The following is a 25,812-nucleotide window of genomic DNA, read 5'->3' as shown; positions in this document are numbered from 1 at the left end:
AGCGACCGGGACGGGTCAGCTGCGGCTGCGGGACGCCTGTGCCGAGTCCATCGCGAGCTCTTCGGCGTCGAGCGTGACGAGCACGCGGCGCTTGACCTCCTCGTCGAGGTTCCCCTTCTCCCGCTCGTCGAGGACGATCTCGCGGCGCCGGTCGAGCAGGTCGCGCCGGATGTCCTGCATCTGCGCCCCCCGGAGCCGGCTCGGCAGGTGCTGGTCCTCGGTCTCCTCCTCGAGCGCGTCCTGTCGGAAGGTCTCCGCCGCACGCTCGAGCCGTGCCTTGAGCCGCGCCACGAAGACGTCGGTGGCCTCGGCGCCGAACCGCTCGCCCCACTCGGGCCGCCGCTGCTCGATGAGGTCGATCGCCGCGCGGGTGGTGCGCTCGTTGAGCCGCATCTCGCTCCGGACGTCCTCGATGCCCTCCTCGGGGTCCTGCACGTCGAGCGCCCGGATGACGAACGGCAGCGTCAGGCCCTGGAGCAGCAGGGTGCCGACGGTCACGATGAACGCGATCACGAAGATGGTGTCCTGCGCCGGGATCTCCGTCGGGCTCGCCACGACCGAGACCGCCGCCGCGAGGGTGACCACCCCGCGCATGCCGGTCCAGGAGATCACGGTGAGCTCGCGCCAGTTGAGCTTCGGTTCGGCCGTACCGCGCATCCACCGCAACGACGGGTGGCCCCGGGACAGCCGGATGCGCAGCGGGCGGAGCCACCGTCCGTTGATCCGGTTGCGGACGTACGACTCGAACACGAACAGCGGCCGGACGAGGATCACGACGGCCAGCACCACCAGGGCGGCGGTCAGCGTCTGGCCGAGGCTCCGCTCGCTCTCGACGAGCTTCTGCACGACGTCGTTCAGCTGCAGCCCGATGAGCGCGAAGACGAAGCCCTCGAGGATGACGTCGATGCTCGTCCACAGCGGGCGCTCCTGCAGGCGGGTCGCGTAGCCCTCCTTCGGCGAGTTGTACCCGATGTAGAGGCCGGCCGTGACGACCGCGATGACGCCGGAGCCGGAGAGGTGTTCGGCGCCGATGTACGCGACGAACGGCAGCAGGATGCTCATGATCGTCTCGACCACGGGGTCGTTGATGCGCATCCGGATCCAGTGCACGAGCACGCCGAGCACGCCGCCGACCACCAGACCGACACCGATCGCGAGGCCGAAGATGCCGAGGTCCTGCCAGACGGTCAGGGACGTCCCGGCGATGATCAGCGTGAACACCCGCACCAGGGTCAGCGAGGCCGCGTCGTTGATGAGGCTCTCACCGGACAGGACCGTCATCACGCGTCGGGGGAGTCCGAGCTTCCGGCCGATCGCCGCGGCGGACACGGCGTCCGGTGGGGCGACGATCGCACCGAGCAGGATCGCGGCCGGCAGTGTCATGTCCGGGATGAGGAGGTATGCGACCGCGCCGACCACGAGCGCGGTGACGATGACGAGGAAGATGCCGAGTCGGCGGATCTGCTTGATGGAGGTCCGGAAGCTCTGCCACGACACGTCGAGCGCCGCGGAGTAGAGCAGTGGCGGCAGGACCACCGTGAGGATCACTTCGGAGTCGATCTCGATGTGGGGCAGCCCGGGGAGGAACGACGCCGCGAGGGCGACCGCGGTGACGAGCAGGGGTGCCGGCAGTCCCTTCGCCCGTGCGAACCCGGTCACCGCGAGCGATCCGATCAGCATGGCGAGGAGCTCGACGGTGTCCATGAGGAACATTCTCTCATCGGAATGGTTCCGTTCCTGAACAGATCGACAGGCATGGTGAACGTCCGGTGAACACCAGGGTTTGTGCTCGGGCCGGTCGCCTGGGACACTTTCCCGCGGTGGACATCACACTCATAGTCGTCCTGGTCATCGCGTTGGCCCTCTTCTTCGACTTCACAAACGGTTTTCACGACACCGCCAACGCGATGGCGACCCCGATCGCGACCGGCGCCATGAAGCCCAAGGTCGCGGTCACCGTCGCAGCGGTGCTCAACCTCGTCGGTGCGTTCCTCAGCACGGCGGTGGCGACCTCGATCTCGCACGGGCTCATCAACGAGGGCCCTGGTGGCGTGGCGATCACCCCGGAGATGATCTTCGCGGGCCTCATCGGCGCGGTCGTGTGGAACATGATCACGTGGCTCCGCGGCCTGCCGTCGTCCTCGTCGCACGCGCTGTTCGGTGGCCTCATCGGCGCCGCGATCGTCGGCGCCGGCTTCCAGTCGGTCAACTACGCGGCGCTCCTCACCGTCGTCATCATCCCGGCGTTCCTCTCGCCCGTGATCGCGGCGCTCGTCTCGTTCCTCTCGACGCGCATCGCGTACCGCATCACCCGGCGCCCGGTGTTCCCGAACGAGCGCGGTGGGTTCCGCTTCGGCCAGGTCTTCACCAGTTCGATGGTGTCGCTCGCGCACGGCACGAACGACGCGCAGAAGACGATGGGCGTCATCACGCTGACGCTGATCGCCTCGGGTGCCCAGTCGGCGGACCAGGGCGTGCAGTTCTGGGTCGTCGTGGCCTGTGCCCTCGCGATCGCCCTCGGCACGTACACCGGCGGCTGGCGCATCATCCGCACGCTCGGGTCGGGCATCACCGAGATCCGGGCGACCCAGGGCTTCGCAGCCGAGGCCTCGACCGCCGCGACGATCCTCGCGTCGAGCCACCTCGGCTTCGCGCTGTCGACCACGCAGGTGTCGTCGGGTTCGATCATCGGCGCCGGCCTCGGTCGTCGCGGGTCGAAGATCCAGTGGTCCACCGCGGGCAAGATCGTCATCGCCTGGTTCATCACGCTCCCGGCGGCGGCTCTGGTCGGCGCCGTGGCGTCGGGCATCGCGCGCATCGGCGTCGGCGGGCTCGTCATCGACGCGGTGGTCGGAGCCGCGGTGATCCTCGGGCTGTACCTGTGGTCGCTGCGGAAGCCGCACGACCAGGCCGCCGCGATCGAGGTCGACGTGGCCGCGAACGCCGTGCTGACCCGCAAGGAGCGCCGCGACATGCAGCGCAAGAAGCGCGCCGAGGTCGTCGCGGCCCGCCGTGCCGAGCTGAGCCGCGAGCGCACGCTGCGCCGCATGGCCGCACGCAAGGGAGGACGACGCTGATGGGCATCGACTGGCTGGCGTTCGTCAGTGTCGCGGTGGTCTCGGTCGTCGCGGCGTGCTTCGTCGTGACGGTGTACTCGGTCGGCCTCCGGTTCTGGAGCGCCGCCGACACCCGCGCCGGGAAGTACACGATCAAGGACGACGGGACCGTCGGGCCGGCGACCGCCGGGTTCCCGCTCCCCGGGCAGACCCCGCCGGGGGTGCGGCTGTACCGCTCGCTCGCGGTCGTCTGCTTCGCCGTCTGCGCCGCGGCCGTCCTCTACGGCATCTACCTCATCGTCCCGCAGTTCCACTGACGGGTGCTGCGCCCTGGCGCACGACTGGTCGCTGACGCGACCAGAGGGCGGACGCGACCAGAGGGCTGACGCGACCGGAGGGCGGCCGGGAGGCTCGTGGCGGCGCCGCCACGAGCCTCCCGGCCGTCTGCCCGGTCGCGGCGGACGCACGCCGACACGCGCCCGCCACCGCACCAGGACCGGCCGGACGGTTCGGACTAGCCTGGGCCGGGTGAGCAACGACGCACCACGACCCACCCGCACCGAGACCGACTCCCTGGGCAGCCGGGAGGTCCCGGCCGACGCCTACTGGGGCATCAACACCCTCCGGGCGCTCGAGAACTTCCCCATCACGTCCGTCCCGATCGCGGTGTACCCGGACCTGATCGAGGCCCTCGCGACCGTCAAGCAGGCCGCGGCCCGCGCGAACAAGGCGATCGGGGTGCTCGATGGCGAGCGCGCCGACGCCATCGACGCCGCCGCGCAGGAGGTCCGGGACGGCCGGCTCCGCGACCAGTTCGTGGTCGACGTCGTGCAGGGCGGTGCCGGCACGAGCACGAACATGAACACGAACGAGGTGCTCGCGAACCGTGCCCTCGAACTGCTCGGCCGGGAGAAGGGCGACTACGCGTACCTGCACCCGATCGACCACGTGAACCGCAGCCAGTCGACGAACGACACGTACCCGACGAGCATCAAGCTCGCGATGATCCTCGGGGTGCGGCGGCTCAACACGCAGCTCGAGGCCCTCTCCGACGCCTTCGCCGAGCGCGGTCGGGCCTTCGCGGACGTCCTGAAGATCGGGCGGACCCAGCTGCAGGACGCCGTGCCGATGACGCTCGGGCAGGAGTTCACCGGGTTCTCGCACACCATCCAGGAGGACGTCCTCCTGCTCTCGAAGGTGATGCCGCTGCTCGCGGAGACGAACCTCGGCGCGACGGCGATCGGCACCGGCATCACCGCCGATCCGCTGTACCGCGACGAGGTCCGCCGGCAGTTGGAGATCGCGACCGGGCTCGACGTGGTGACCGCCCCGGACCTCATCGAGGCGACGAGCGACGCCGGTGCGTTCATGACGCTGTCCGGCACGGTGAAGCGCAGCGCGGCGAAGCTCTCGAAGATCTGCAACGACCTCCGCCTCCTCGCCTCGGGGCCGCAGGCGGGACTCGGCGAGATCACGCTCCCGGCGCGGCAGGCGGGTTCCTCGATCATGCCCGGCAAGGTGAACCCGGTGATCCCGGAGGTCGTGAACCAGATCGCGTTCGCGGTCGTCGGTGCGGACACCACCGTGACCATGGCGGCCGAGGGCGGTCAGCTGCAGCTCAACGCGTTCGAGCCGATCATCGCGCACTCGATCATGCAGTCGTTGCAGTGGATGGCGAACGGCTGCGAGACGCTCCGCGTGCACTGCGTGACCGGGATCGAGGCGAACGAGGCGAAGCTCGCTGCCCAGGTCGACACGAACGTCGGCGTCGTGACCGCGCTGACGCCGTACATCGGGTACGCGGCGGCGGCGTCGATCGCGCACACGGCGCTGACCACCTCGACACCGATCGCGACGCTCGTCACGGCTGCCGGACTCATGGAGGAGGACCAGGTGCAGCGCGTCCTCTCGCCGGCACGACTGTCCGGCATCGAGCTCGCGACGGGGGCGATCCCGGTCATCACCGAGGAGATGCTGGACCAGGCCGCGCGCGAGCGCTGAGCGCGTCGGATGGTGCGTGTCGCACGGTGCGAGGTCGCGTCGCACGGTGCGGAGCCGCGTCGCACGGTGCGTGGTCGCCGCACGGTGCGAGGTTCCACGCACCGTGCGAGGGCTGAGGCGTCGCACGGTGCGTACTTCCTCGCACGGTGCGGTGCCGCCTCGCACGGTGCGAGGTCGCCGCACGGTGCGAGGTTCCACGCACCGTGCGAGCGCCAGGAGCCCGCACCATGTGTGGAACCTCGCACCGTGCGTCCGGCGCCTCGCACCGTGCATCCGCTGCCTCGCACCGTGCGAGGCATCGGCCCCGCCTACGGCATCGGGGGTTCGCTGACCTGCACCTTCCCGGCGAGGTCACGGAGGTGCGCCTCCTGAGCGGACTCCTCGTCGTCGCGGGGGAGCTTCGCGGCCTCGACCCGGACGTGGTGCGCGGCGGCGATGTCGGCGTCCCGCCACCGGGCCAGGGTGAAGTTGCGCGTGACGTCCCGGAGCGGGAGCCGGATGGCCTCGTCGGCCTCGATCCCGGCGAAGAGCTGGCGCATCCGGATGACCTCGGAGTCGAGTTCACCGCCGACGACGAGCACGAAGTTCGAGATGTACAGGTACACGAGCAGCAGGATCGCCCCACCGAGCCAGCCGTACGCCCGGTTCCCCGCGCCGATCGTCTCGACGTAGACCGCGAACCCGAGGGTCGCGATCGCCCAGGTCACGATCGCGAACGCGGCACCGGCGGACACCCACCGGAGTTGCGGCGTCCTCACGTTCGGCGTCGCGTGGTAGAGCACGGCCACCATCACCACGAGGTCCGCCGCGAGGACGGGCCACTTCAGCACGTTCCACAGGTCGTCGACCCAGATCGGCCAGCCCATCTGGTCGACGATAGCCGCGGCGATGGTCGGCGTGCCGAGCAGGATGAGGATCGCGACGGCACCGCCGACCATGACGAGCAGCGTGACGAGGAGCATCATGCTGCGGAACTTCCAGATCCGGCGGCCCTCCTCGACCTCGTAGGCGGTGTTCATCGCGCGGCCGAACGCCGTCGCGTACCCGGACAACGACCACAGCGTCAGCACCACTCCGGTCGCGAAGCCGAGCCAGGGGTTGTCGAGCGAGAGCAGCTGCCGCAGGGGTTCCTCGAGGTGCGTGGCCGTCTCGGGCCGCACGATGAACCCGAGCACCTGGATTATGTCCTCGAGCCCGTCGCCCGATCGGTCCACGATCGCGAGTGCGGACACCACCGCGAGCGCTGTCGGGAACACCGTGAGGGTCGCGAAGAAAGTCAGCGAGGCCGCGGCGTCGATGACCCGGTGCCGGATGACCGAGTGGTAGGTACGCCGGACGACGGCGCGGACCCCGGTCCGCTGGATGGCGCGCGCGTCGCGGTCCTGCATGCGTACGAAACTACCTGCATCCGGACGGGAGGCGCGGTGCGGGCCCGCCACGCGCCTCCAGGCCGGCGTCTGGTCGCGCTGGCGACCCGCTGCCGAGACTCGGCGCGCGCCGGCGGAGACTCGGTGTGCGCCGGCCGAGACTCAGCGCGCGCCGGCCGAGTCTCGGGGTGGGCGACAGTTCTCGTGCCCTCGGCCGCGAGCAGTGTCGCGTAGCGCGAGACTCGGCGGGCGGCGGCCGAGCCTCGGGGTGCGCCGGCCGAGCCTCGGGGCGCGCCGGCCGAGACTCGGGTGCGCCGGCCGAGCCTCGGGGTGGGCGACAGTTCTCGTGCCCTCGGCCGCGAGCAGTGTCGCGTAGCGCAAGACTCGGGGCGCGCCGGCCGGAACTCGGGGTGCGGCGGCCGAGACTCGGGGCGCGCCGGCCGAGCCTCGGGGTGCGCATAGTTCGCGTGCGGGTGCAGCGCGTCGTACCGCCGGAACGACGGCACGAGACGGAGCAGCAGCGCGACCAGCCCGATGATGAGCACGCCACCGATGATGGGCGGGTACGCGATGCCCGCCGCCACGACGAGCCCCGCGTACAGGTCGCCGACCCGCGGGCCGCCCGTCACGACGACGATGAAGATGCCCTGCAACCGTCCGCGCATCCCGTCCGGCGCCGCCGCCTGGAGGATCGTGTTCCGGAACACCGAGCTCACGTTGTCCGCCCCGCCCGAGATCGCGAGGAACAGCGCCGCGAGCGCGAGCGCCGGCAGGATCCCGACGTCGAAGCGCTCACCGGCGCGGCCACCGAGTGCGTGCGCGACCGCGATGACGACGCCGAACCCGGCGATCGCCGCGCCGTACGCCGTGATCGCCCAGCCCACGGCCTCGCCCTGGCGGCGGACGTGCCCGAGGGGACCGGAGAACACGCTCGAGAGCAGCGCGCCGATCGCGTACGCCGCGGTGAGCGTGCCGACCGTGATGGACCCGCCGCCGATCACGAGCGCGCCGATCGCGGGGAAGAGCACCCGCGGCTGCCCGAAGGTCATCGCCACGATGTCGAGCACGAACGTCATCGTGATGTTGCGCGAGCGCTTCAGGAACCGGGCGCCCTCGACGAGCGAACCGAGCCCCGGCCGGAGCGCGTCGTCGTCCGCCGCCATCCGCGGCAGCGTGAACACCCCGAGGAACGCGAACGTGAAGAGCACCACGTCGATCGTGTACGTCGGGGCGAAGCCGACGGTCGCGATGAGCACACCCGCGATCGCCGGACCGACGGTGACCTGGAACCCGGACGCGATCCCGCCGAGGGCGCTCGCCGCGGGGAGCAGGTCCGTGCCGACCAGCCGCGGCACGATCGCCGAGCGGGAGGCGTTGCTGACCGTGGCCGCGACGGCGTTCACGGTCGCGAGGACGTAGAGCAGGACGACGCTGTGCAGTCCGAGCCAGGCATGGGTGGCGATCAGGGCGACCGAGCCCCACGCGACGATCGAGGACACGAGCGCGACGAGCCGGCGGTCGAACGCGTCCGCGAGCATGCCCCCGTACAGCCCGGCGGCGATCATCGGGACGAGGGCGATGACGCCGACCAGGGCCACCGCGAAGGTCGAGTGCGTGATCTCGTAGACTTCGAGGCCGACGGCCACGGTGGTCATCTGCGTGCCGATGCCGGCGATCGCCGTGCCCGCCCACAGCCGCGCGAACGCGGGGGAGCGGCGGAGCGGGGTGAGGTCGGCGAGCAGGCGGCGGCGCGGTGCGGTGTCGGATCGTGTCACGGTGGAACCATTCTGGTGCCTGTCGGCGACGACGGGGTGGTCGGCGTTCGCGGGCAGCGTGACGACCGACGTCCAGCGGATGACCGGGGATGCGACCTGGTTGACTTGCGGGCATGACTGACCTCAACAGCAAGCCCGAGTTCGACGCCCCCGAGGGCCCGGCCCCCACCGAGCTCGTGATCACCGACATCGTCGAGGGCTCCGGCGACGAGGCGGCCGCCGGCTCGACCGTCAAGGTCCACTACGCCGGCGTCGAGTACGAGTCCGGCGAGGAGTTCGACAGCTCGTGGAACCGTGGCGAGCCGATCGACTTCCCGCTCGCGGCGCTCGTGCGCGGCTGGCAGGAGGGCATCCCCGGCATGAAGGTCGGCGGTCGCCGCAAGCTCGTCGTCCCGCCGGAGCTCGCCTACGGCCCGGCCGGCGGCGGACACTTCCTCTCCGGCAAGACCCTCATCTTCGTGATCGACCTCCTCGGGGTCCGCTGATGCAGGTCGGCGCCCCGACGATCGAGCTGAACGACGGCCACCGGTTCCCCGAGCTCGGGCTCGGCACCTACGGCCTGAACGGCGACGAGGGCACCGCGCAGGTGCAGGCGGCGATCGCGAGCGGCTACCGGCTGCTCGACACCGCCCTCAACTACGGCAACGAGGACGCCGTCGGCCGTGCGGTCCGGGAGTCCGGGGTCGACCGCGAGGACCTCGTCGTCACCACGAAGCTGCCGGGGCGCCACCACGGGTACGACGAGGCGCACCGATCGATCGACGAGTCGCTCGCGAACCTCGGCCTCGACCACGTGGACATGTACCTCATCCACTGGCCGAACCCGTCCGTCGACAAGTTCGTCGACACGTGGAAGGCCTTCGTGGACCTCCGCGACGCGGGCAAGGTCCGCTCGATCGGCGTCTCGAACTTCACGCCGGACCACCTGAAGCGCATCGTCGACGCCACCGGTGTCGCTCCGGCCGTGAACCAGGTCGAGCTGCACCCGTACTTCCCCCAGGCCCAGCTGCGGAAGGTGCACCAGGAGCTCGGCATCGTGACCGAGAGCTGGAGCCCCCTCGCGAAGCAGTCGGAGCTCATGAGCGAGCCGGCGGTCGTCGCCGCGGCCGAGGCCCACGGTGTCACGCCCGGCCAGGTCGTGCTGCGCTGGCACGTCCAGCTCGGCGCCGTGCCGGTGCCGAAGTCGGGCGACCCGGAGCGCCAGCGGCAGAACCTCGACGTGTTCGGCTTCGAGCTGACCGACGACGAGGTGCGGGCGATCTCCGCGCTCGAGCGCGGCCGCCTCTGGGACGGCGACCCGGACACGCACGAGGAGATGTAGACGCTGCGCGTCTGACTGCACGAGGCGTTGTGGACGCTGCGCGTCTGGCGGACGGGAGGCACGGTGCCAGCTGGCACCGTGCCTCCCGTCCGTCGCTGGTCGCGTCGCGAGGTCTCCGGTGTCGGTCCCGCGGGACTACACTGGACACCCCTGTTTCCCGAAGGGTGGCGTGTGTCCGAACCGACCGAGATCGACCGCGAGCGTGACTACGTCGACGGGCTCTTCGCCCGCCTCGACGAACTGACCGCCGAGGCCGAGCAGCGTCTCGCCGAGACTCGCCGTCAGGCGGTCGGCGGGAACCACCAGAGCCGCAGCGAGCGCGACGCGTACGCCCGGCTCTACGAGGACACGATCGCGACGCTCGAACGCGTCGGCGACCGGCTCGTCTTCGGCCGCCTCGAGGTCTCGGAGCCGGACAGCGACGAGGACGCGTTCCGGTACATCGGCCGGGTCGGGCTGCGGGACGACGACCACCGGCCGCTGCTGCTCGACTGGCGCGTCCCCGGAGCGAGCGCGTTCTACCAGGCGACCGCAGCCCATCCGATGGGCATGCGCTCCCGGCGACACCTCACGCTCGACGGTCGCACCGTCGTCGGGGTCGAGGACGAGGTCTTCGACGCCGCCCTCTACGACGACGAGCGCACGCACCTCCAGGGCGAGGGGGCACTGTTGGCGGCCGTCACGGCCGAGCGCACCGGTCGGATGACGGACATCGTCGCCACGATCCAGGCCGAGCAGGACCGCATCATCCGGTCCCCGCTCGAGGGCGTGCTCATCGTGCAGGGCGGCCCCGGCACGGGCAAGACCGCCGTGGCGCTGCACCGCGCGGCGTACCTGCTGTACTCGTACCGCGAGCGCCTCCGCGGGTCGGGCGTGCTCATGGTCGGACCGTCGTCGGCGTTCCTGACGTACATCGAACAGGTGCTGCCGTCGCTCGGCGAGACCGGCGTCGTGATGGCGTCGCTCGGCTCGCTGTACCCGGGCGTGCACGCCTCGACGCACGACCGCCGCGACGTCGCCGCCGTGAAGGGGTCGGCCGAGATGGCCTCGCTCCTGCGCCGGGCCGTGCGCTCCCGCCAGGTCGTGCCGACCGAGCCGGTGACGCTCGACGTCGAGGGGGAGCGGCTGGTGGTCCCGCCGCAGCTCGTCGCCGACGCGATGAAGCGCGCGCAGGACCGCGGCAAGCCGCACAACGTCGCACGGGTCACGTTCAACAAGATCGCCCTCGACGCGATGACGCGGCTGCTCGCCGACCAGCTGCGCGAGCGGGGCACGACGGTGGACGAAGCCGACGAGAAGGTCCTGCGCGAGGACATCCGTTCCTCGTACGACGCCCGCGTCCTGCTGAACACCGCATGGCTGCCGCTGCCCGCGGAGAAGTTCGTCGAGGACCTCTACGCGCGTCCGAACTGGCTCGCCTCGCTGACCCCGAACTGGACACCGGAGCGCCGGGCGCTGCTCTCCCGGGCGCGCGGGAGCGAGATGACCGTCGAGGACGTCCCGCTCCTCGACGAGGCCGCGGAGCTCCTCGGCCCGTTCGACCCCACCGGCGGTGCGGCCAAGCGTGCCGCGAAGGCCAGCCGGAACCGAGACATCGAGAACGCGCGTCAGGCCATCGAGAACATGGGCGTCGAGGGCATCGTGACCGCCGAGCAGGTCGCCGGGGCCTTCGCCGAGGGCGGCGACCCGCGCACCACGGCCGAGCGCGCCGCCGAGGACCGCGAGTGGACCTACGGGCACATCGTCGTCGACGAGGCGCAGGAGCTCTCGCCGATGCAGTGGCGGGTGCTCGCCCGACGGAACCCGCTGCGGTCGTTCACGATCGTGGGTGACATGGCCCAGGGGTCCTCGCCCGGGGCCGCTCGCACGTGGGACGACGTGGTGGGTGCGCTCGCCCGTCGCCGCCGTGGTCGGGCTCCCCAGGTGCCGATCGAGCACCGGATCGAGGAGCTCACGGTGAACTACCGCACGCCGCGGTCGATCGTGCGCGCTGCCGGGGAGTACGCGGAGTCCGCGGGGCTCGTGGTCACGCGGAACGAAGCGGTGCGCGACGGCGACCCCGTGCAGCGCGTGCACGTGCCCCGGAGCGCGCTGCTCGACACCGTGGCGGGACTCGTGGACACCGAGCGTGCGGGCATCGGCAGCGGGACCATCGGCGTCATCGTGCCGGAGGCGGACCTCGACGCGGTGCGGCACCGGCTGGCCCGGACCGAGGCGGACGTCCGGACGCTCGGCTCGCCGCGGCCCGGGTCGGTCACGGTGCTGACCGGAGCGGACGCGAAGGGCCTCGAGTTCGACGGGGTGCTCCTCGTGGACCCCGAGCGGGTGGGTTCGGACGCGGCGCGGGCTGCGGCGGCGGTGTACGTCGCGATGACGCGGCCGACGCGGCGCCTGACCGTCGTCGACGTGGACTGAAGCGCAGCGCGGTCACGTCCGGCTGCGAGGCACGTCCGGCCGCACGTCGGGCTGCGCGCCCTGTTCGACACCGCACGTGTCGATCGACGCGCGCTTCGTCGGACTCGTGCCGCGCGCGGTCGACGTGACGGGTGCCCGACGGGAGGCGCGTGGCGGACCCGCGCCGCGCGCGGCCGACGCGGCGAGCGCTCGACGGGAGGCGCGTGGCGGGCCCGCGCCGCGCCTCCAGTCCGGCGCGCGCCTGACGCGACCGGCGCCCGACGGGAGGCGCGTGGCGGGCCCTCGTCGCGCCTCCGGTCCGGCCGACGCGGCGGCGCCTCAGACGGTGTGGCCCTCGTCGCGGACGCGTGTCACGAGGGCCGCCCACGGACCGTCGAGCCGGCTGCCCGGGATCGACACGGTGCGCTGCTCGAGCGTGATCGTCCACGTGAAGTCGTCGCGGACGACGGGCGACGGCGCCGGGACGTCGCCGGGGAGCGTCCCGACCAGGTCGGTCCAGGCGGCGGGGTCGTCGCAGGTGTCGGTGTCGACCTGCCAGCCCCGGGTGGTGCCGGCGAAGCCTCCGGACCGGCGGACCTCGATGTGCATGACCCGACCGTACGCCGAGCGGCGTGGGCGCGGGGGAGCGTCAGCCGAGGACGCCCACCGTCCGCCAGGCCTGCTGCACGGCGGTGTGCTCCCGCGAGTCGGTGCCGAACCGGGTGGCCGCCGCATCGACCGTGACCCCGGCGAAGCCCGCGAAGTCGATGGACGCGGTGACGGACTCCGACGTGAGGGCGTTCCACCACACGGCTCCGGCGCCGTCCCAGGCATTGCCACCGATCGCGGTCGCCGCGAGGTAGAACGCGTGGTTCGGGATGCCGGAGTTCGTGTGCACCCCGCCGTTGTCGTCGGTCGTCTCGACGTAGCCGGCCATGGTCGACGGCTGCGGGTCCTTACCGAGCACCGGGTCGTCGTAGGCGGTGCCCGGCGCACGCATCGAGCGGAGCGCGACGCCCTGCACGCGCGGTGTGAAGAGCCCTTCGCCGATGAGCCACGAGGCCTGCTCGGCGCTCTGCCGGCGCGCGTACTGCAGCACGAGCGACCCGAAGACGTCGCTGATCGACTCGTTGAGCGCCCCGGACTGCCCCTGGTAGGTCAGGTCGGCGGTGTACTGGGTGACCCCGTGCGCGAGCTCGTGGCCGATGACGTCGACCGCGATCGTGAAGCGCTCGAAGACCTCGCCGTCGCCGTCACCGAAGACCATCCGGCTGCCGTCCCAGTAGGCGTTGTCGTAGTCCTGCCCGTAGTGCACCGTCGCGTCGAGGGGGAGCCCGGCGCCGTCGATCGAGACCCGGTCGAAGACCTCGAGCCAGAACGCGTGCGTGTCGCCGAGCCCTGTGTAGGCCTCGTCCACGGCGGGGTCACCGCTGTCGGGGTCGCCCTCGTGCCGGACCGGGTCACCGGGCAGCGTGGTGGTGCCGTGCGCGTCGGAGATCGTGCGCTGCGGCGACCGGTCGACCGTGCCGCTGACGGTCTGCGGACGCACCGCGTGCTCGTGCTTCGGCTGCTGGACGACGTCGAGCGAGGCCAGTGCGGTCCGCGCGGCGGAGGACGCGCGGGGGAACCCTGCCGCGTCGGCGACGGCGCGGAGGAGGTACGGCGGGACGACGGAGCGGAGGCACACGGTCGGGGTCATGTCCCGATGCTGGCACCCGGCACCGACACCGCGCCGGGGACGAGCGCCGGTCAGTCCTGTTTGCGGTTCGCCACGAGGCCGAGGGCGTACGACTGCCACCACTGGCCCGCCGCCGGTCCGCCGTTGCACGTGCCGTCGCTCAGGCCGGGCGTCTTCACCCAGAGCAGGGCGTCGAGTCGGCTGCTGCCCAGGGTCACGTGCGGTTCCTGACCGAGCCCCGCGCCGGAGGGGTTGCACCAGGTTCCGCGCCACCCCTGGCCGTTCCGCGAGACGTCGATGACGAAGTGCGGGTCGTCGCCGATCCGGTCGGCGAGCTCGTCGGCGTAGGCCCGCTCGGTGTCGACGCGGTAGAAGTTCGAGACGTTGGTGAAGAAGCCCTGCGTCCGGTCGACCCCCGCCTGGCGCAGCCACGACGCCTGCTGGGCGACGGGGACACGCTTCTCGTTGCCGCCGTCGAGGTACACGGTGAGGCCGTGCCCGCTCAGCGCTCCGACGGCCTTCCGGAGCAGGGGCAGCCGGCTGTCCTGCAGTCGCTTGCACACGGCGATCTGCGCGATCGAGTCGGGTTCGACGAGGACGACCGCGTGCGAGCCGGCCATGGCACGAGCGGCGGCACGCACCCAGGGCACGTAGCCGCTCGTGGTGCTGCCGCCCTTCGAGTAGTGCCCGCAGTCGCGGTCCGGCACGTTGTACAGCACGAAGACGGGGGTCCGGCCCTGCTCGCGGGCGCTCCGGACCACGTCGCGGATGGTCGCCCGGGTCGCCGCCACCGAGTCGTCCGTCAGCCAGGTGGCGATCGGCTGGTCGGCGATGACGGCGATCTCGCTGGCGGTCCGGTCGTCGCCGGCGGCGCGGGCCTCGGCCTCGCGGCGTCCGGGTTGGTTCTCCGCGGCCGGTTGCACGGCGAGGCCGCCCGGGAACGCCTGGGCGGCCGTCCGGCGCTGCACCACCTGCCGCCCGTCCGGGGTCTGCCCGCCGCGGGGGAGGACGACCACGAGGGCGACCACGACCGCGACGACCGCGACGACCGCGGCGCCGATCCACGTCCACTGGCGGCGTGCCGACGACCGTCGGCTCGGCTGCGGGCGGTTCCCCTGGTCCGTCATGACCCCATGCTCGCAGGCATACGCCTCCTGCGGGGACCGGCTCCGGGCGTTCTGCCAGCGGCAGGCCAGCGGTTTCCCGAACGGGGTGCGCAACACTCTCCGGATGCTCCGGAAACTCCTCCTCCTCGCCCTGACCGCGGCCTACGCCTGGGTGATCTGGCGGATGACGCTGACGCCGCAGGTCTTCACGGCGGCGCAGGGGTCGCTCGTCGAGCACGCGATCGTGTGGGCGCAGCGGCTCACCGGCAGCGGCTGGCTCACCTACGACCGGACCGAGTTCCTGGCGAACATCGCCATGTTCGTCCCCGTCGGGATGCTCGCCGCGCTCTGGCTCCCGCGGCGCTGGTGGCTGCTCGGTGCGATCGTCGCTGTCGGGCTGTCGTGCGGCATCGAGTCGTACCAGGGCGCGTTCCTGCCCGATCGGGTGTCCGACCCGCGGGACGTCCTGTCGAACGGTCTCGGCGGGCTGCTCGGCGCGACGCTCGTCGGCCTGGTGCGGAGCCTCCTGCCGGCGCCCCGTCGCGGTCGTCTGCGGCCCCGGACGGCCTGATGACCTGGTAGGCTTCTCCGGTTGCCGTCGAACGGCCGCGGACAAAGAGCGCTCGTGCATCAGGCACGGGCACCGCGCAACGGACAGGAAGGGGATCATCCATGGCACTTGACGCGAAGGTCAAGCAGGAGATCATCGAAGAGTACGCGACCCACCCGGGCGACACCGGATCCCCCGAGGTCCAGGTCGCCGTTCTGACGCGTCGCATCAACGACCTGAACGAGCACCTCAAGGAGCACAAGCACGACCACCACTCGCGTCGTGGTCTGCTGCTCATGGTCGGTCAGCGTCGCCGTCTCCTCGGTTACCTCTCCGACGTGGACATCAACCGCTACCGTGCGCTCATCGAGCGCCTCGGCCTGCGTCGCTGAGTCCGTCGCAGACACTGCTCGACTGAACGCCCGGTCTTCCTCGGAAGGCCGGGCGTTCTCCGTACCCGGCCTGGAGGCCCGTGGGGACCGGGTGGGAATGGTTGCGCCGAGCGATCGGTTCGGTACGATGTTCATGCAAACGCATCGAAAGTCGGGAACCATCATGACCACCATCGCCGTCGTCTCCGCCGGACTGTCCGACCCCAGCTCCACCCGCCTGCTCGCCGACCGGCTCGGCCGGGCCGCCGCCGAGGCGCTCCTCGCGGACGGCACCCCGGCCGAGGTCGCACACGTCGAGCTCCGACCCGTCGCACACGAGATCATCGACGCGATGCTCACGGGCTTCGCCGCGCCTGCCCTGGCGACGGCGGTCGCCACCGTGGTCGAGGCTGACGCCGTGGTCTTCGTCACCCCGGTCTTCACCGCCGGCGTGAGCGGCCTCGCGAAGTCGTTCCTCGACGTGGTCGACAAGGACGCCCTCGCCGACATGCCCGTGCTGCTCGGCGCCACGGGCGGGACGGCGCGGCACTCGCTCGCGATCGACCACGCCCTGCGGCCGGTGTTCGCCTACCTCCGTGCGGCCGTCGTGCCCACGGGGGTGTTCGCGGCCACCGACGACTGGGGGACCGAGGGCGACGCCGCAGCGCTCGAGGGGCGCATCCGTCGTGCCGGTGCCGATCTCGCCTGGGCGGTCCGGGCCTCCCGGCGGGTGCCGCAGCAGGCGGACGCACTCCCCGCGACGCCGGACTTCGCGTCGATGCTCGGCGGCCTCGGACACTGAGCGACGCGCTGACGGACGCGGGCGATGCCGTCGTCGCTCTTAGGGAGCGCTTGGTGTTCGTCCGGTCCCGGTGCAGCCGGTTCCCGGGCCGTCCACCGCTCAGCACGCGAACCTCGTCAAGAGACGAGGAGGAACGATGGGCAGGAACGGCAGGACGTGGACCACGAGTTCGCTCGTGAGCCTGGGCGGACTCGTGGTCGCGATGGTCACCGGGGCCGGGCTGTGGGTCGGGCACGAGCAGAGCGCGACGAGCACCGACACCGGGACGAGCAGCGGCGGCACGAGCAGCTCGACCGACACCGGGACGAGCAGCAGCGGCACGGGCAGCTCGACCGACTCCGGCACGAGCAGCGACAGCAGCAACTCGTCCACCGGGGTCACGCAGGGCAGCCAGAACTCGTCCTCGGACGCGACCACCACGGGATCCTGACATGCGCGCCGCCACCGAGTGGGAGCTCTGGACCACCACCGCACGCGTCGTCCTCGACCACCGGGATCGACGCCACCTCGCCGCCGCCGAGGCCTGCGTCCGTGCGGTCACCGACGCCGTCGACCTGGCGTGCAGCCGCTTCCGCGAGGACTCCGAGCTCGTCGCCCGTACGGCCGACCTCGAGCGGGGCACCGAGGTCTCGCCGCTCCTCGCGACCCTCGTGCACCAGGCCCTGGACGCCGCCCGCCTGAGCGACGGCGACGTCGACCCGACCCTGGGCCACCGCATGGTGTCCCTCGGCTACGACGCGGCGTTCGCGAGCACGGCCGGCGGCACCGGGGCACCCCTCGCGCCGACGAGCCGGACCGCGGACGCCCTCGACCCCCGGCCGGCATGGCAGCGGATCCTCCTCAGCGGCACGTTCCTGCGCATCCCCGCCGGCGTCCGCCTCGACCTCGGCGCGACCGCAAAGGCCGCCGCCGCCGACATGGCTGCGGCCAGCATCACCGCACGCCTCGGCGTCGGCGCACTCGTGTCGCTCGGCGGCGACGTCGCGACGGCCGGCCCGGATCCCTCCGGCGGCTGGCAGGTGCGCGTGCAGGACCTCGACACGGACCCCGCGGACCACGTCCGGATCGCCTCCGGGTGGTCGGTCGCGACCTCGAGCACGCAGAAGCGTCGCTGGGAGCAGGACGGCCGGGCACGGCACCACATCCTCGACCCGCGGTGGGGCCTCCCCGCGGAGCCGGTCTGGCGCTCGGTCACGGTCGTCGCGCCGTCGTGTGTCACCGCGAACACGATGTCGACCGCCGCGATCGTGCGGGGTCGCGCTGCGCCCGCGATGCTCCGGGCGAGCGGTCGTGCGGCACGCCTCGTCAGCGCCTCCGGTGAGGTCGTGCGCCTCGGCGGCTGGCCCGCCGACGACGCGTCGGACGCAGCGGGGCGCGCGGCCTGACCCTCGCACGGTGCGAGCGGGGCGCGGACTCGGTGCGAGGTCACGCGCATGGTGCGAGGCGAAATGCCTCGCACCATGCGCGATTCCTCGCACCATGCTGCGCCGGCCCCGCCCGCCGAGCACCCACCCACCGGACGGGAGGCCCGTGGCGGGCCCGCCCCGCGCCTCCAGGCCGGAACGGGGTCCGCCTCCGGCGAGGCGGTGCGCCTCGGTGGCTGACCCTCGCACGGTGCGAGCGGGGCGCGGACTCGGTGCGAGGTCATGCGCGTGGTGCGAGGCGAAATGCCTCGCACCACGCGCGGTTCCTCGCACCATGCGCGATCCCTCCCACCACGCGCGATGCCTCGCACCGAGTGCGAATCCTCGCACGATGCCGCGCGGGCCCCGCCCGCAACGCACCCACCCACCGGACGGGAGGCCCGTGGCGGGCCCGCCCCGCGCCTCCAGGCCGGAACGCGGCCCGGTCAGTACCAGTGCGGGTTGACGCTCATCTCGTGGTTCCAGGCCGCGCACGGCGAGCCGTACGCGTCGTGGATGTACGCCAGTCCCCAGTTGATCTGCGTCGCGGCGTTCGTCCGCCAGTCCGCCCCGGCGACGGCCATCTTGTCCGCGGGGAGGGCCTGGGGGATGCCGTACGCACCGCTCGAGACGTTCAGCGCGTTGGCCCGCCACCCGGACTCCTGCGTCCACAGCGAGACGAGGCAGCCCATCTGGTCCGACCCCCACCCGTACGCGCCGATCGCGCTCCGTGCGTAGGCCTGCGCGCCCGCCGGGTCGACGACGACCCCGCCCGTGCTGGGGTAGTTCGTGCCGCTGCCGCCGCTCGTGCTCCCGCTGCTGCTGCCGCTCGTGCCCGGGACGGGGTTCGCGGCTGCGGCCGCTGCGGCCTGCTGCGCGCGCTGCCGAGCCGCCGCCTCCTCGCGCCGACGCTGCTGCTCGGCCTTCTGCGCCGCGACCTGCACGCCGAGCTCGTAGCCGCGCTGCTCGGACGCCGTGGTGTCCCGGAGCGACGCGAGCTGTGCGTAGAGCTCGTCGCTGTGCTGCTGCGTGTCCTCGACCGCCGCGTCCGCGGCGTCCTCGGCCGACTTCGCCGCGGCCGCCTTCGTCTCGGCCGCGCTCGCGAGGTCGGCACGCTCGTCCTCGGCTCGCGTCGCCTGCTCGTGGAGGGACGACGCCGTCTTCGCGGCCACCGAGGCGTCGTCCATCACGCCGGCCCACGTGCTGGAGAGCTGGTCGAGCGCACCCAGCTGGTACAGCAGCTCGCCCGGGTCCTTGGTGGTCGCGATGCGCGTGGACATCTGGTCGGTCGCGCCGTCGCGGTACAGGTTCGCGGCGAGCTGCCCGGCACGCTGCTGCGCCCGGTCCGCGGTCGCGGACGCGCTGTCGGCCTGGGCCTGGAGGCTCGTGGCGGTCTGGGTGGCCGCGGCCAGGTCCGCGTCCGCCTGGTCCGCCGCCTCGGACGCGGAGATCGCGGCCGCGGACTTCGCCGCGGCGACGGCCTGCACCTGCTGGAGCGCCGTCTGGACACGGTTGACCTCGGCGGCCTTGGCCTGCTCGTTGCCCTTCGCGCGTTGGACGTCCTGCCACGTCGGGTAGGTCGTCGCGCTGGCCGGGGCCGCGGTCACGAGGGGGACGACGAGCACGCCGGCGACCACGGCGGCCACGACGAGCCCTCGCCCGGAGAGAGGGAGGCGCATGCTGCGTACGGTACCGGGGACACGCGTGTTCGCTGTGCGCCTCGCCCGCCGAGTGCCTGAGGACTGGTAAAGTCCTGTCCGTCCGGGGACCGTTCCCCGGGCGTCACACAAACACTGCGCAGACCGGGCACGGAGCTGGTCATCGGTGGTGGCTCGCGGGCCGAGAAGGTGTCCCGAGTGCTTCTACTGCTGGCCAGACATGCGTCCCGACTCCTTCGGCGCGCACGCACCGCCGTGTGCCGTCGCCGGGTCTGCCGAGAACACGTCAAGGAGGCACCCTTTTGGAGGGTCCCGAGATCAAGTTCGCCGAAGCCGTCATCGACAACGGCAAGTTCGGCAAGCGCGTCGTCCGGTTCGAGACCGGCCGACTCGCACAGCAGGCGCAGGGCGCGGTCGCCGCGTACCTCGACGAGGAGACCATGCTCCTCTCGGCCACCAGCGCCGGCAAGCACCCGCGGGAGGGCTTCGACTTCTTCCCGCTGACCGTCGACGTCGAGGAGCGCTCGTACGCCGCCGGCAAGATCCCCGGTTCGTTCTTCCGTCGTGAGGGCCGTCCCAGCACCGAGGCGATCCTCGTCTGCCGCCTCATCGACCGGCCGCTGCGCCCGTCGTTCGTCGACGGCCTCCGCAACGAGGTCCAGATCGTCATCACCGTCCTGAGCATCGCCCCGGACGAGTTCTACGACGCGCTCGCGATCAACGCGGCGTCCGCGTCGACGCAGATCTCCGGTCTGCCGTTCTCCGGCCCGATCGCCGGTGTGCGCCTCGCGCTCATCGGCGACCAGTGGGTCGCGTTCCCGAAGGCGTCGCAGCTCGCCGAGGCCGTCTTCGACCTCACCGTCGCGGGCCGTGTCGTCACGGACGAGGCCGGCAACGAGGACGTCGCGATCATGATGGTCGAGGCCGAGGCCACCGAGCACAGCTGGGACCTCATCCAGGGCGGCGCCACCAAGCCCGACGAGGCCGTCGTCGCGCAGGGCCTCGAGGCGGCGAAGCCGTTCCTCAAGGTCCTCGTCGAGGCACAGGCGAAGATGGCCGCGCAGTCGGCCAAGGAGATCCAGGACTACCCGGTCTTCCCGCCCTACGCTCCCGAGGTCTACGACGCCGTCGAGGCCATCGCCCTCGACGAGCTCAAGGACGTCTACCAGATCGCCGGCAAGCTCGAGCGTCAGGACAAGGACGACGCCCTCAAGGCCCGCGTCAAGGAGGCCGTCGCGGCCAAGGTCGAGTCCGGCGAGCTCCCGGAGAGCGCCAACGGCCAGGTCAGCGCCGCGTACAAGTCGGTCACGAAGAAGGTCGTCCGCGGCCGCATCCTGACCGAGCAGGTCCGCATGGACGGTCGCGGCCTCGCCGACATCCGTCCGCTCGACGCCGAGGTCGCCGTCATCCCGCGCGTCCACGGCTCGGCGATCTTCCAGCGCGGCGAGACGCAGATCCTCGGCGTCACCACGCTGAACATGCTCAAGATGGAGCAGCAGATCGACTCGCTGTCGCCCGTCACGAAGAAGCGCTACCTGCACCACTACAACTTCCCGCCCTACTCGACCGGTGAGACCGGCCGCGTGGGTTCGCCGAAGCGTCGCGAGATCGGGCACGGCTTCCTCGCCGAGCGCGCCCTCGTGCCGGTGCTGCCGTCGCGCGAGGAGTTCCCCTACGCGATCCGTCAGGTGTCCGAGGCCCTCGGCTCCAACGGTTCGACGTCGATGGGCTCCGTCTGCGCCTCGACCCTGTCGCTCCTCAACGCCGGCGTGCCGCTCAAGGCTCCGGTCGCGGGCATCGCGATGGGCCTCGTCTCCGACACCGTCGACGGCCAGACCCGCTACGCGGCGCTGACCGACATCCTCGGTGTCGAGGACGCCCTCGGCGACATGGACTTCAAGGTCGCCGGTACGTCCGACTTCGTCACGGCCATCCAGCTCGACACGAAGCTCGACGGCATCCCCTCGTCGGTCCTCGACGCCGCCCTCAAGCAGGCCAAGGAAGCGCGCTCCGCGATCCTCGGCGTGCTCAACGAGGCGATCGACGCCCCCGACGAGATGGCCGACACCGCGCCCCGCGTCATCTCCGTGCAGATCCCCGTCGACAAGATCGGCGAGCTGATCGGCCCGAAGGGCAAGACGATCAACGGCATCCAGGACGAGACCGGTGCCGACATCAGCATCGAGGACGACGGCACCGTGTACATCGGCGCCGTGGACGGCCCGTCGGCCGAGGCCGCCCGTGCCCAGGTCAACGCGATCGCGAACCCGACGAACCCGGAGATCGGGGACCAGTTCCTCGGCACGGTCGTCAAGATCGCGACGTTCGGTGCCTTCGTGTCGCTGCTCCCGGGCCGCGACGGTCTGCTCCACGTCTCCGAGGTCCGCAAGCTCGCCGGTGGCAAGCGTGTGGAGAACGTCGAGGACGTCCTGGGCGTCGGCCAGAAGATCCTGGTCGAGGTCACGAAGGTGGACGACCGCGGCAAGCTGTCGCTCGCTCCGGTGATCGCCGACGAGGTGGACACCGAGGGCCGCGAGGGGCACGAGAAGCACACCGAGGACCCGGCCGAGGGCTGATCCTCACCGCGTCCTGACGCACGGACGGCCGCCGCTCCCCAGGGAGCGGCGGCCGTTCGCCGTCGGTGGCGGTGGTGCGGGTCTCGCCCGGCGGCGTCCTACCGAGGCTCGGGCTGAGCGACCGTTCTCGCGCGGTCGGCCCGAGCGGTGTCGCTGTGCCCGAGACTCGGGGCGCTCGAGCGCGTCAGGACGCGGGCGTCTCCTGCGTGCCGACGAGCTGGGCGCGGCCGAGCAGGTGCTCCCGCAGGAGGAACCCGACGATCGCCGGGGTCGCGTCCGCGGGCGCCTCGAGCACGGGGACGTCGAGCGCGCTCAGCGTGAAGAAGTACCGGTGCGGGCCGTGTCCGGCGGGCGGGGCGGCACCGAGGAACGTGTCGGTGCCGAACTCGTTGCGGCGGCGCAGCGCCTCGGCGGGGAGGAGCGCGTCATCCGTGCCGGCGCCCTGCGCGAGCGAGGTCGTGCTCGCCGGGATGTCCGTCAGCGACCAGTGCCAGAAGCCCGAGCCCGTGGGGGCGTCGGGGTCGTACACGGTGAGGACGTAGCTCTGGGTGCCGTCTGGCGCGCCGGACCACTCGAGCGCGGGGGAGCGGTCCTCGCCGCCGGCGTCCGTGCCGCGGGCCCAGTCGGGCAGCGCTCCGCCGTCGGTGAAGTCCGGGCTCGTGAGCTCGAAGGAGGGGACGTCGGGAAGGTTCCAGTTCGGGTCGTTCGTCATGCAACCAGCCAACACCCACGCGCTCAGCGTGCGCCGATGCGGGGTCTGGCGGCGTGACGGAGCCGGATCGAGCCTCCAGGCCGGGTGTGCGGCAGCGACAGCGATCGCGCGACGGCGACGGACGAGCCGTTCGCGCACCGGGGTGAGCCGTGGAAGCGACACCGCCGCGCCGGGAGCGTCAGGCCGCGAGCACCCGCTCGACCACGCGACCGAGCGCGGCGGTCGCCGCGATCGCATCGCCGGCGTACGCACCCGTCATCGCGCCGTCGCGCGCGAGCATGAGCTCATCCGCACCGTCGCCAGCCAGGGGGTGACCGGCCTCCTGCAGGAGCGTGGCGAGCCGGTCCGTGTACCAGTCGCGGTGGGTCGCGACGACTTCGCGCACGGGGTCGCGGGGATCGTGGTACTCCGCCGCGGCGTTGAGGAACGCGCACCCGCGGAAGCCCGGCCGGTCGACCTGGTCGGAGACGGCGGCGACCCAGGCACGGATGGCTTCGGTGGGGGAGCCCGCCGCGGCCACGAGCTCCTCGAAGCGCTGCTGCGTCGCCTCGTGCTGGGAGCGGATGTAGGCGAGGATCAGGTTGTCCTTCGACCCGTAGTGCTTGTAGAACGTCGCCTTGGTGACGCTGGCCTCGGAGATGAGTCGGTCGACGCCGACGCCGCGGATGCCCTCCTCGTAGAAGAGCCGCGTTGCGGTCTCGAGGATGCGGACCTTCGCGCCGCCGGGACGGGGAGCCGGGGGGACGCTCGACCCGCCCGGCGACGCGAGGTCGTCACTCGGACCCAGGAGACGCTGGACGGCCGGTTGGGGGGAATCGACCGTCACAGCGCTGCTCCTTGGGCTCATCGGCTCCGTGACCGATCGGGGGGAGACGGTCACGCAGGACTGATGTCCCGAGCCACCGGATCGGAATCTAGGGGGGCTTTCGATCCGGTGTCATGACAGTACCACAAGGAGGACAGACAGACGAGTCGGTCTGTCCTCAAAATCTGTACCCCAATTCGAGGCACGTCGTGAACCGCGGTGAAACTGGGCTGCACCCCGGTGACGGTCAGTAGGCTCGTCTCCGATGAGTCACCCTGTGCCGTTGCCACTGGAGGCCCCGGACACGTCGTTCCTGACGTCCGGCGGCGCCTTCGTCCGCCGATCCGTGCTGCCCTCGGGTGTCCGTGTCCTCACCGAGGCGGTGCCGGGAGCCGCGTCGACGAGCATCGGGTTCTGGGTCGGTGTCGGTTCGCGTGACGAGCGGGAGGGGCAGTACGGGTCGACGCACTTCCTCGAGCACCTCCTCTTCAAGGGCACGGCGGAGCGCAGCGCCCTCGACATCGCCATCGCGTTCGACTCGGTGGGCGGCGAGCACAACGCCGCGACCGCCAAGGAGTACACCTGCTACTACGCCCGGGTGCGGGACGCCGACGTGCCCATGGCCGTGCAGGTCATCGGCGACATGGTGACCGGCTCGGTCCTCGAGCCCGAGGCGTTCGACGTCGAGCGCGGCGTCATCCTCGAGGAACTCGCGATGGCCGCCGACGACCCGGCCGACGTCGCGGGCGAGGCCTTCTTCGCCGCCGCGTTCGACGGGCACCCGCTCGGCCGCCCGATCGGCGGCACCCCGGACAGCATCCGCGCCGTGCAGCGTGATGAAGTGCTGGCCCACTACCGCGAGCACTACGCCCCCAACGGCATCGTCGTGACCGCCGCCGGTGCCGTCGACCACGACCGCTTCCGTGCGCTGGTGGAGCGTGTGTTCCAGCACGCCGAGAAGGCCGCACCGCTGGCCCGCCGGTCCCCGCAGCCCGTGGCCGACCCCGCGCAGCCGAAGCTCTCCGTCGTGCACCGCCCGACCGAGCAGGTCAGCATGCTCCGCGGTTCGCAGGGGCTCGACCTTCGCGACGAGCGCCGCCCGACGCTGAGCGTGCTCAACGCGGTGCTCGGCGGCGGCATGAGCTCCCGCCTCTTCCAGGAGGTCCGGGAGCGGCGCGGCCTGGCCTACGCGGTCTCCTCGTTCGCCCCGGCGTACCTCGACAACGGCGCCTTCGGGGTCTACGCGGGGTGCGCGCCGGACAACGTCCCCGGTGTCGTCGAGATCGTCGACCAGGAGTTCCGCCGCATGGTCGCGGACGGCATCACCGACGACGAACTGCGCCGCGCCAAGGGACAGATCGAGGGGGCGCTGACGCTCTCGCTCGAGGACTCCGATGCCCGGATGACCCGCCTGGGCCGCTCCGAGCTCGGCACCGGGGAGTACACCGACCTCGCCACCGCACTCGAACGCGTCGACCGGGTCACGCGGGCCGACGTGCAGGAGCTCGCGGGGGACCTCCTGACCCGCCCGATGATCACGTCGGTCGTCGGCGCCGTGCAGCAGAACGAACTCGAGACCGCGATCGGCACGGGGGGCTGAGCATCGACATGTCGCACTACCTCTACCTCGTCCGGCACGGCGAGCACCAGGACGCGGAGCACGGTCTCCGCGACGGCAAGCTGTCGGAGCGCGGCAAGCGCCAGGCAACGCTGATCGCGGACCGTCTCGGTGGCGTGCCGTTCGACGCCGTGCACCACTCGCCGCTCGAGGCGCCGAGCGAGACCGCGGCGTTCATCGCCCAGCGGCTGCCCTCGATCCAGCCGGAGCCGTCGACGCTGCTCTTCGACTGCATCCCGTCCGGGCCCACGCCCGACATGCCGCACGCGTACCAGGGCTGGTACGGCGGCATCACGGAAGAGGAGATCATCGCCGGGCAGGCCCAGATGGGCGACGCGGTCGCCGAGTGGTTCACGCCCGCGCGCGAGGACCGGCACGACCTCCTCATCACGCACAACGCCGTCATCGGCTGGTTCGTCCGCGAGGCCTTCCAAGCACCCGAGTGGCGCTGGATGGGCACGAACGTCGCCCACACGGCCCTCACGATCATCCGCATCCGCTCGGCGAAGCCGGCCGAGGTCGTCACCCTGAACGACCTCGCGCACCTCCCGGTCGAGCTGCGCACCGGCCTCCCGGTCGACCAGCCCGTCTGAGCCCGGCGCGGTCCCGCAGGTCGCGT

Annotated in this window: 23 protein-coding genes; 13 read left to right on the top strand and 10 right to left on the bottom strand. The window is 72.0% G+C overall.

Going from position 1 to position 25,812, the window contains the following annotated elements; genetic code table 11:
- Positions 1-15: 15 nt before the first annotated feature.
- Entirely contained in the window at positions 16-1,704 is a 1,689-nt protein-coding gene (locus IEY20_RS12785; protein ID WP_175328448.1) for a cation:proton antiporter, read from the bottom strand.
- Positions 1,705-1,820: 116 nt separating this feature from the next.
- Here IEY20_RS12785 and IEY20_RS12780 point away from each other — a divergent pair, with 116 nt between their 5' ends.
- From IEY20_RS12780 to IEY20_RS12770, 3 genes are all read left to right on the top strand, one after another.
- Positions 1,821-3,077 (top strand): inorganic phosphate transporter, encoded by a 1,257-nt coding sequence (locus IEY20_RS12780; RefSeq protein ID WP_175328447.1) that lies wholly within the window; start codon positions 1,821-1,823, stop codon positions 3,075-3,077.
- Positions 3,077-3,373: a hypothetical protein gene (locus IEY20_RS12775; protein WP_022902129.1), complete on the top strand. Its 297-nt coding sequence runs from the start codon at positions 3,077-3,079 to the stop codon at positions 3,371-3,373. Before IEY20_RS12780 ends, IEY20_RS12775 begins: the two co-directional genes overlap by 1 nt.
- Positions 3,374-3,584: 211 nt before the next feature.
- Entirely contained in the window at positions 3,585-5,057 is a 1,473-nt protein-coding gene (locus tag IEY20_RS12770; protein ID WP_175328446.1) for an aspartate ammonia-lyase, read from the top strand.
- Positions 5,058-5,365: 308 nt separating this feature from the next.
- Here IEY20_RS12770 and IEY20_RS12765 read toward each other — a convergent pair whose 3' ends face one another.
- A complete protein-coding gene (locus IEY20_RS12765; RefSeq protein ID WP_022902131.1) occupies positions 5,366-6,445 on the bottom strand; it encodes a YihY/virulence factor BrkB family protein in 1,080 nt (359 codons plus the stop codon).
- Complete coding sequence (locus tag IEY20_RS12760) at positions 6,334-8,199, bottom strand: MFS transporter (protein WP_307839738.1); 1,866 nt, start codon at positions 8,197-8,199, stop codon at positions 6,334-6,336. Before IEY20_RS12760 ends, IEY20_RS12765 begins: the two co-directional genes overlap by 112 nt.
- A 113-nt stretch (positions 8,200-8,312) precedes the next feature.
- Between IEY20_RS12760 and IEY20_RS12755 the strand changes: the two genes are divergently transcribed.
- The 3 genes from IEY20_RS12755 to IEY20_RS12745 all read left to right on the top strand — a co-directional run bounded on the left by IEY20_RS12755 (position 8,313) and on the right by IEY20_RS12745 (position 11,935).
- Positions 8,313-8,684, top strand: coding sequence for an FKBP-type peptidyl-prolyl cis-trans isomerase (locus IEY20_RS12755; protein ID WP_175328445.1), 372 nt, complete (start codon positions 8,313-8,315; stop codon positions 8,682-8,684).
- On the top strand, positions 8,684-9,520 hold the full coding sequence (locus IEY20_RS12750) for an aldo/keto reductase (protein ID WP_022902134.1): 837 nt from the start codon (positions 8,684-8,686) through the stop codon (positions 9,518-9,520). Before IEY20_RS12755 ends, IEY20_RS12750 begins: the two co-directional genes overlap by 1 nt.
- 171 nt (positions 9,521-9,691) lie before the next feature.
- On the top strand, positions 9,692-11,935 hold the full coding sequence (locus IEY20_RS12745) for a HelD family protein (RefSeq protein WP_175328444.1): 2,244 nt from the start codon (positions 9,692-9,694) through the stop codon (positions 11,933-11,935).
- A gap of 318 nt (positions 11,936-12,253) precedes the next feature.
- On the opposite strand, the gene IEY20_RS12740 is transcribed toward IEY20_RS12745, so the two are convergent.
- From IEY20_RS12740 to IEY20_RS12730, 3 genes are read right to left on the bottom strand one after another with little or no spacing between them, the layout of a single operon-like run.
- A complete protein-coding gene (locus IEY20_RS12740) occupies positions 12,254-12,523 on the bottom strand; it encodes a protealysin inhibitor emfourin (protein ID WP_175328443.1) in 270 nt (89 codons plus the stop codon).
- 40 nt (positions 12,524-12,563) lie between these two features.
- On the bottom strand, positions 12,564-13,613 hold the full coding sequence (locus IEY20_RS12735; protein WP_175328442.1) for a M4 family metallopeptidase: 1,050 nt from the start codon (positions 13,611-13,613) through the stop codon (positions 12,564-12,566).
- A gap of 50 nt (positions 13,614-13,663) precedes the next feature.
- On the bottom strand, positions 13,664-14,719 hold the full coding sequence (locus tag IEY20_RS12730; RefSeq protein ID WP_175328441.1) for a glycoside hydrolase family 6 protein: 1,056 nt from the start codon (positions 14,717-14,719) through the stop codon (positions 13,664-13,666).
- A 103-nt stretch (positions 14,720-14,822) separates the two neighbouring features.
- On the opposite strand from IEY20_RS12730, the gene IEY20_RS12725 reads away from it, so the two are divergent.
- From IEY20_RS12725 to IEY20_RS12715, 3 genes are all read left to right on the top strand, one after another.
- A complete protein-coding gene (locus IEY20_RS12725; RefSeq protein WP_022902139.1) occupies positions 14,823-15,269 on the top strand; it encodes a VanZ family protein in 447 nt (148 codons plus the stop codon).
- 101 nt (positions 15,270-15,370) lie between these two features.
- Positions 15,371-15,640: a 30S ribosomal protein S15 gene (gene rpsO / locus IEY20_RS12720; RefSeq protein WP_022902140.1), complete on the top strand. Its 270-nt coding sequence runs from the start codon at positions 15,371-15,373 to the stop codon at positions 15,638-15,640.
- A 163-nt stretch (positions 15,641-15,803) separates the two neighbouring features.
- On the top strand, positions 15,804-16,421 hold the full coding sequence (locus IEY20_RS12715; RefSeq protein WP_175328440.1) for a CE1759 family FMN reductase: 618 nt from the start codon (positions 15,804-15,806) through the stop codon (positions 16,419-16,421).
- Positions 16,422-16,520: 99 nt separating this feature from the next.
- Here IEY20_RS12715 and IEY20_RS12710 read toward each other — a convergent pair whose 3' ends face one another.
- Positions 16,521-16,838, bottom strand: coding sequence for a hypothetical protein (locus IEY20_RS12710; RefSeq protein WP_188889189.1), 318 nt, complete (start codon positions 16,836-16,838; stop codon positions 16,521-16,523).
- A 14-nt stretch (positions 16,839-16,852) separates the two neighbouring features.
- On the opposite strand from IEY20_RS12710, the gene IEY20_RS12705 reads away from it, so the two are divergent.
- Positions 16,853-17,806 carry an FAD:protein FMN transferase gene (locus IEY20_RS12705; RefSeq protein ID WP_175328438.1) on the top strand — a complete coding sequence of 318 codons (954 nt, stop codon included), beginning with the start codon at positions 16,853-16,855 and terminating at the stop codon, positions 17,804-17,806.
- Positions 17,807-18,270: 464 nt separating this feature from the next.
- On the opposite strand, the gene IEY20_RS12700 is transcribed toward IEY20_RS12705, so the two are convergent.
- On the bottom strand, positions 18,271-19,503 hold the full coding sequence (locus tag IEY20_RS12700) for an aggregation-promoting factor C-terminal-like domain-containing protein (RefSeq protein WP_175328437.1): 1,233 nt from the start codon (positions 19,501-19,503) through the stop codon (positions 18,271-18,273).
- 281 nt (positions 19,504-19,784) lie between these two features.
- Between IEY20_RS12700 and IEY20_RS12695 the strand changes: the two genes are divergently transcribed.
- Complete coding sequence (locus IEY20_RS12695) at positions 19,785-22,058, top strand: polyribonucleotide nucleotidyltransferase (RefSeq protein ID WP_175328436.1); 2,274 nt, start codon at positions 19,785-19,787, stop codon at positions 22,056-22,058.
- Positions 22,059-22,242: 184 nt separating this feature from the next.
- Here the strand turns inward: IEY20_RS12695 and IEY20_RS12690 are convergent, their stop codons facing one another.
- On the bottom strand, positions 22,243-22,770 hold the full coding sequence (locus IEY20_RS12690) for a YbhB/YbcL family Raf kinase inhibitor-like protein (protein ID WP_022903616.1): 528 nt from the start codon (positions 22,768-22,770) through the stop codon (positions 22,243-22,245).
- A gap of 178 nt (positions 22,771-22,948) precedes the next feature.
- Positions 22,949-23,596 (bottom strand): TetR/AcrR family transcriptional regulator, encoded by a 648-nt coding sequence (locus IEY20_RS12685; protein ID WP_022903615.1) that lies wholly within the window; start codon positions 23,594-23,596, stop codon positions 22,949-22,951.
- Positions 23,597-23,840: 244 nt separating this feature from the next.
- On the opposite strand from IEY20_RS12685, the gene IEY20_RS12680 reads away from it, so the two are divergent.
- On the top strand, positions 23,841-25,175 hold the full coding sequence (locus tag IEY20_RS12680) for a M16 family metallopeptidase (protein ID WP_175328435.1): 1,335 nt from the start codon (positions 23,841-23,843) through the stop codon (positions 25,173-25,175).
- 8 nt (positions 25,176-25,183) lie between these two features.
- Positions 25,184-25,786, top strand: coding sequence for a histidine phosphatase family protein (locus IEY20_RS12675; RefSeq protein ID WP_031273474.1), 603 nt, complete (start codon positions 25,184-25,186; stop codon positions 25,784-25,786).
- Positions 25,787-25,812: the final 26 nt, after the last annotated feature.

This window comes from Curtobacterium luteum, assembly GCF_014646995.1.
Classification (GTDB): Bacteria; Actinomycetota; Actinomycetes; order Actinomycetales; family Microbacteriaceae; genus Curtobacterium; species Curtobacterium luteum.
This window is presented reverse-complemented; position numbering and strand designations above follow the sequence as displayed.

Excerpts from the sequence above, each read along its gene's own strand:
- IEY20_RS12785 (WP_175328448.1), bottom strand. The coding sequence starts at position 1,704 with ATGGACACCGTCGAGCTCCTCGCCATGCTGATCGGATCGCTCGCGGTG.
- IEY20_RS12775 (WP_022902129.1), top strand. The coding sequence starts at position 3,077 with ATGGGCATCGACTGGCTGGCGTTCGTCAGTGTCGCGGTGGTCTCGGTC.
- IEY20_RS12765 (WP_022902131.1), bottom strand. The coding sequence starts at position 6,445 with ATGCAGGACCGCGACGCGCGCGCCATCCAGCGGACCGGGGTCCGCGCC.
- IEY20_RS12755 (WP_175328445.1), top strand. The coding sequence starts at position 8,313 with ATGACTGACCTCAACAGCAAGCCCGAGTTCGACGCCCCCGAGGGCCCG.
- IEY20_RS12750 (WP_022902134.1), top strand. The coding sequence starts at position 8,684 with ATGCAGGTCGGCGCCCCGACGATCGAGCTGAACGACGGCCACCGGTTC.
- IEY20_RS12740 (WP_175328443.1), bottom strand. The coding sequence starts at position 12,523 with ATGCACATCGAGGTCCGCCGGTCCGGAGGCTTCGCCGGCACCACCCGG.
- IEY20_RS12735 (WP_175328442.1), bottom strand. The coding sequence starts at position 13,613 with ATGACCCCGACCGTGTGCCTCCGCTCCGTCGTCCCGCCGTACCTCCTC.
- IEY20_RS12730 (WP_175328441.1), bottom strand. The coding sequence starts at position 14,719 with ATGACGGACCAGGGGAACCGCCCGCAGCCGAGCCGACGGTCGTCGGCA.
- IEY20_RS12725 (WP_022902139.1), top strand. The coding sequence starts at position 14,823 with ATGCTCCGGAAACTCCTCCTCCTCGCCCTGACCGCGGCCTACGCCTGG.
- rpsO (WP_022902140.1), top strand. The coding sequence starts at position 15,371 with ATGGCACTTGACGCGAAGGTCAAGCAGGAGATCATCGAAGAGTACGCG.
- IEY20_RS12715 (WP_175328440.1), top strand. The coding sequence starts at position 15,804 with ATGACCACCATCGCCGTCGTCTCCGCCGGACTGTCCGACCCCAGCTCC.
- IEY20_RS12705 (WP_175328438.1), top strand. The coding sequence starts at position 16,853 with ATGCGCGCCGCCACCGAGTGGGAGCTCTGGACCACCACCGCACGCGTC.
- IEY20_RS12700 (WP_175328437.1), bottom strand. The coding sequence starts at position 19,503 with ATGCGCCTCCCTCTCTCCGGGCGAGGGCTCGTCGTGGCCGCCGTGGTC.
- IEY20_RS12690 (WP_022903616.1), bottom strand. The coding sequence starts at position 22,770 with ATGACGAACGACCCGAACTGGAACCTTCCCGACGTCCCCTCCTTCGAG.
- IEY20_RS12680 (WP_175328435.1), top strand. The coding sequence starts at position 23,841 with ATGAGTCACCCTGTGCCGTTGCCACTGGAGGCCCCGGACACGTCGTTC.
- IEY20_RS12675 (WP_031273474.1), top strand. The coding sequence starts at position 25,184 with ATGTCGCACTACCTCTACCTCGTCCGGCACGGCGAGCACCAGGACGCG.